This window comes from Rhodoferax sp. UBA5149 (genome assembly GCF_002413825.1).
GTDB lineage: Bacteria > Pseudomonadota > Gammaproteobacteria > Burkholderiales > Burkholderiaceae_C > Rhodoferax.
Window position 1 is genome coordinate 10170 of the sequence record NZ_DHXT01000143.1, and the last position, 4223, is coordinate 14392.

A 4223-nucleotide genomic window follows, 5' to 3' on the forward strand; every position below is an offset into this window, starting at 1 on the left:
GGCATGGTGGAAACCATGCGGCGCGAGGGCCACAAAGCCCTGGTGCATACGGCGGCGGCCTCCAACCTCGGCCAGATGCTCAACAAGATCTGCATCAAAGACCAGATCGGCCTGGTGAACATCGTGCGCAAGCCCGAGCAGGCGGCGCTTCTCAAACGCATCGGCGCCAAGCATGTGTGCGACGCCTCACTGCCCACGTTCATGGAGGACCTGACCCAGGCGCTGGTGGACACCGGCGCCACCATCGCCTTCGACGCCACCGGCGGCGGCAAGCTGGCCGGGCAAATCCTGAGCTGCATGGAAGCGGCGCTGAACCGCACCGCCACCGAGTACAGCCGCTACGGCTCCACCACCCACAAGCAGGTTTACCTCTACGGCAGTCTGGACACCGGACCGACGGAATTCAACCGCAACTTCGGCATGGCCTGGGGCATCGGTGGCTGGCTTTTGTTTCCGTTCCTGCAGCGCATTGGTGTGGAGGCTGCGCAGGCCCTGCGGCAACGGGTGGCGGCGGAACTGAAGACCACCTTTGCCAGCAGCTACTCGAAGGAAATTTCTCTGGCCGAGGCACTGCAACCCGAAGCCATCGCCGTGTACGGTCAGCGTGCGACCGGCACCAAGTACCTGATCAATCCGAACAAGGCAGCAGGCACCTGAAGTTAAGTTGCGGTACGTTTTCTGAGTAGACCTCTAGCCTTCGAGGGATATGCGGTAGCAGCTACCGAAAGCGTAGCAAAAATCTGCCTGCCACCGGCACCGACTGCCGCTTCACCTCAATCAGTGTCAATTGACTGAAAATTCCCGGCCCGTGTAGGCACCTTGAAACAACTGAACTGGGTTTGCAATGTACCGAGCAACGTCCTGTTTGAGCGTGGAATATTCATTGCTGTCAATTTTGTAGGCGTATTTAGAGCCAATTTTGATCACCGTTGCGTCTTGTGCGCCCATGACGGTGGCGTCATGGTAGCCCGAGGTGAGGATTTTTGAAATCTTTCGGCCATTGGTGTTTATCAGCCAATGCACGGGTTCATAGTTAGTCAGCACTAAGACCAGAGGTGCCGAGCCCGGTTGGACATTGATACGCACGCTGCCGGGCCTACGAACGGCAGTCGAACCGGTGGAACTGCTTGTTCCTTCATAGACTCCGACGATTGAGATTCTGGCGTTTGAAGGAACGTCTGTGAGCAAAGGGGTGACCGTTTTACCTTGGTTGTTGCCGGAGTCCGCTGAGCCTCTGCGGATAGATTCAATCACGTCGCGGGGTAGGCCGTCTCGAATCGCGGCAGCAACGTTCATGGCTCTTACCTGTTTGGCAAGTGCCTCGTGGTAGGGGTTGGGCACAGAGCTTGATTCGTTCCTGTTGTTTCCGTCCATGGCGGCTATCTTTGCCAATTGCTTGGCGAGCAGCGCATCGGATACCAGTCGATCCAATTGCTGTGGGGTGTCAACTTCTACCGAAGTGCCCATGGTGACGGACGAGTCACTTCGTCTCAAGTAGCCTGATCTCGGCAAGAGTGAAATCAACGATCCGTCACGGATGTCAATATTTTTTGCAATTGCCACCGTACCCTCGTCTGTGTCCAGTAGACGGGTTGCAGCAGCATTTGCACCTGATGCTTGTGCATCAAACAGAATAGATTTTTCGCCAAGCTTGGCAAAACCGTAGGCATTGATAGCCGATAGCTGCCAAAAGCCTTGCTGATGGTTTTCCAAGTTGAGCCAGGCCAAGTCCTGTCCACTTTGATAGACCAGCTGGGTGCCGTCTGACATCAAAAACGCGTTTGCTGAGGAGATGCCGTTCCCGTTGAGTCGCCACTGTTGGAGTGGTGCAACTTGGAGCGTTCCTTGGGCTGTGCGGGTAATGTCCATCTGCGATACGGTTTGGCCCGCCCCAACCAAATATTTTCCGCTCGCAGTTTTCATCGGCTGGGCCCATGTAAGGCGTTTCTCAGTGGCAGGGAATGCATCAATCTTGCCATTCTTGATGTCCAGCAAATGGGGAGAGCCCGTGTCTGTCTGTGTCAGCAATGCCGCCTGCACCTGGGGAAACCATGCGATCAGGTCCGAGTATTCTTCAGTAGTCCAGAGTACGTTTCCTGTCCCAACCTCAATCATGCGCAGGTTGCGGCTGCCGACAGGCACAGCAAGGACCTGACCATTGGCGGCCAGTGTCGCCGGCCTGAAGGTCTGTTCTGGAACCGGAAAACTGCTGATGACCTTGCCACTTGGAATCTGCACGGCGGTAAACCGCTGGGCGCCTTTGATGACCATCACGTTAGCTTCCGCGGCAACTGTCACCTGCCCGGAATAGTCAGCAAAACTGGGAAGGAGTGCCTTTTCTGGCAGTACCGAAAGGGGAACCAATGCGGGCTTGTTCAGTGCAAGTGACAGACGCTGCAAACTTATCCATTCGGCCAGTCGAGTATCCTGCTTTTGAAAGCAATCCGTGTCGACGACCTTTCCTCTGATTTTGGCCACCGTGTCAAAGCGACCAATAGACGACTTGGCCGTACAGGTAAGCGCGCGTACGCTCATGAGCTTGGCATACTGCTCAGTGGCAGTCTTCAGTTCAGCAGGTTTGCCATCCAATGAAGAAACCAAGGCGCTATAAGCAATCTTGACCGTGTCCTGCAAAGGAAAAGCAGAATTTATCCTGTCATCCGCGGGCGTCAAGCCCGCAGAGATTTGATTGCAGCCAGACAGCACGGCGCAGGCGCAAACCAGCGCCAGATTGCGAATAGACATTTCGTCTCCCTATTTTTATGATCAAACGAAGCTGGCGCCTAGCCTAGGCAGAATTTGCACAATCAGCTACATAAATCGTAGCAAATCTCAATTCACCCAGCCAGCAATTGGAGTCTAGTGCATGACGAACTCGTAGACCACTTCCTCGCTCTCGACCATGTCCAAGATGTCGTTCAGTGCATCTTCGTTCTCGGTGCTGGTCCATGTTTCTTCGGGGTTGCTGGCAAACAGGGGCTCGATGGCGATGTCCAGAAATTGACCGTTAGGCAACTTCAGCACCGGCGTGCCTTCGGACGTTTCGACCAGTTCCCAGTCATCCGGGACGGACATCTCCAGCTTGATGGTGACGTTGAGTTTCTTCATGGTGGTTCCTTTGTTGGTGAGCGGGGAGGTTAACCGAAGCCCGCCGCTGGCAGAGCGGCACTTGGCTCAGGCGGCAAACCATGCTCAGCAGCCCGAACGAGCTGGAGCGCCGCCCCGGCAAGGGCGCGTCGCGGGCAGTGCCAGCAGGGCCATGACCCCAGCAGGGCAGAGCGGCGGTTCATGGCTTGATGCGTGTTCTCGATGGTTGCCGCTACGGGCTCCGTTTGGCGGCTTGCTTGGCGTGCAGCTTGGCCGCGATGTATTCGCCGTGGGTGACGTGCAGCAAGCCGGCAATTTTGCTGATCAGGTGGTTTTCATTCTCGTCCAGGTGACCGTCGGCATAGGCGACTTGCCACATGTATTCCACCACCTCTATTTTTTGGGCTTGCGTGAACTGGTCGTTCATCGCGCTGGTAAAGCGGAAGTAGTCGTTTGCGTTGTTGGCGGTGTGTTCAGCTTGCACCAGGAGTCGGGCCACTTCATCGTCGCTCAACGCAAACTTTGCGCGCAGTGCCGTCACAGTGGCCGCGCGCTCCACGCCGGTGATGTGGCTGTCAGCGCGCATCACTTCAACCAGCAGAACGGCAGTGGCCAACTGCAAGTGGTGCGCTTCATCGAGGGGCGACTGGCCGCCGTCGGGCATGAAGATCTGGGCTAGCAGGTTTTTGAGTGGGGTCAGCATGGCTGTGGTGGTTTACTTGGTCGACACGGAGGCTTGCTGCGGTCTCCGTTACGGTCAGTTTAGTTGCTACTCAAAATACCCATCAAGGGTTTGACAATACCCAGAATGGGGTTCTTGATGGTGCTCGGTGGTTGACTGAGGTGCAGGGTTGTTGCGCATTTCGTAGGCGAAGCCCCAAGGGACGTTCGAGTGCTCAGATGCATAGGCTGGATGATTTTTTGCAACGTTGTTGCCCGACTCATACGGGAACGGCCTCGCGCAAGACCTGGTCCCGAAACTTGGCTGGCAGGGCGTTGGGGGTGAGCCAATGAAATAGGGCGAGTTCAATGGGATTTGTTCTGATATTTTAGGCCTGTAGCCCTCGCGCAATAAGCGCATGTAGCTATAAAAAATATAGCGAATGTCGGTCATGGCCGCCCGAGTTCGACAGTTC

At 55.9% G+C, this 4223-nt stretch carries 3 protein-coding genes and 1 pseudogene; 1 reads left to right on the forward strand and 3 read right to left on the reverse strand.

Features of this window, described 5'->3' with window-relative positions; all coding sequences use genetic code 11:
* Window positions 1–657, forward strand: a pseudogene (locus B3V69_RS12375) (NADH oxidase); the annotation flags it as partial.
* Between the two features lie 126 nt (window positions 658–783).
* On the opposite strand, the gene B3V69_RS12380 reads toward B3V69_RS12375, so the two are convergent.
* From B3V69_RS12380 to B3V69_RS12390, 3 genes are all read right to left on the reverse strand, one after another.
* The gene (locus tag B3V69_RS12380; RefSeq protein ID WP_296446970.1) at window positions 784–2745 is read right to left on the reverse strand and encodes a hypothetical protein; all 1962 of its coding nucleotides are present in this window, start codon (window positions 2743–2745) and stop codon (window positions 784–786) included.
* 114 nt (window positions 2746–2859) lie between these two features.
* Window positions 2860–3108: a hypothetical protein gene (locus tag B3V69_RS12385; protein WP_296446971.1), complete on the reverse strand. Its 249-nt coding sequence runs from the start codon at window positions 3106–3108 to the stop codon at window positions 2860–2862.
* Between the two features lie 211 nt (window positions 3109–3319).
* The gene (locus B3V69_RS12390) at window positions 3320–3790 is read right to left on the reverse strand and encodes a TerB family tellurite resistance protein (RefSeq protein ID WP_296446973.1); all 471 of its coding nucleotides are present in this window, start codon (window positions 3788–3790) and stop codon (window positions 3320–3322) included.
* Window positions 3791–4223 lie beyond the last annotated feature (433 nt).

What these genes read in the sequence shown, in the direction of transcription:
- B3V69_RS12390 (WP_296446973.1), bottom strand. Translation starts at nt 3,790, where the DNA reads ATGCTGACCCCACTCAAAAACCTGCTAGCCCAGATCTTCATGCCCGAC.
- B3V69_RS12385 (WP_296446971.1), bottom strand. Translation starts at nt 3,108, where the DNA reads ATGAAGAAACTCAACGTCACCATCAAGCTGGAGATGTCCGTCCCGGAT.
- B3V69_RS12380 (WP_296446970.1), bottom strand. Translation starts at nt 2,745, where the DNA reads ATGTCTATTCGCAATCTGGCGCTGGTTTGCGCCTGCGCCGTGCTGTCT.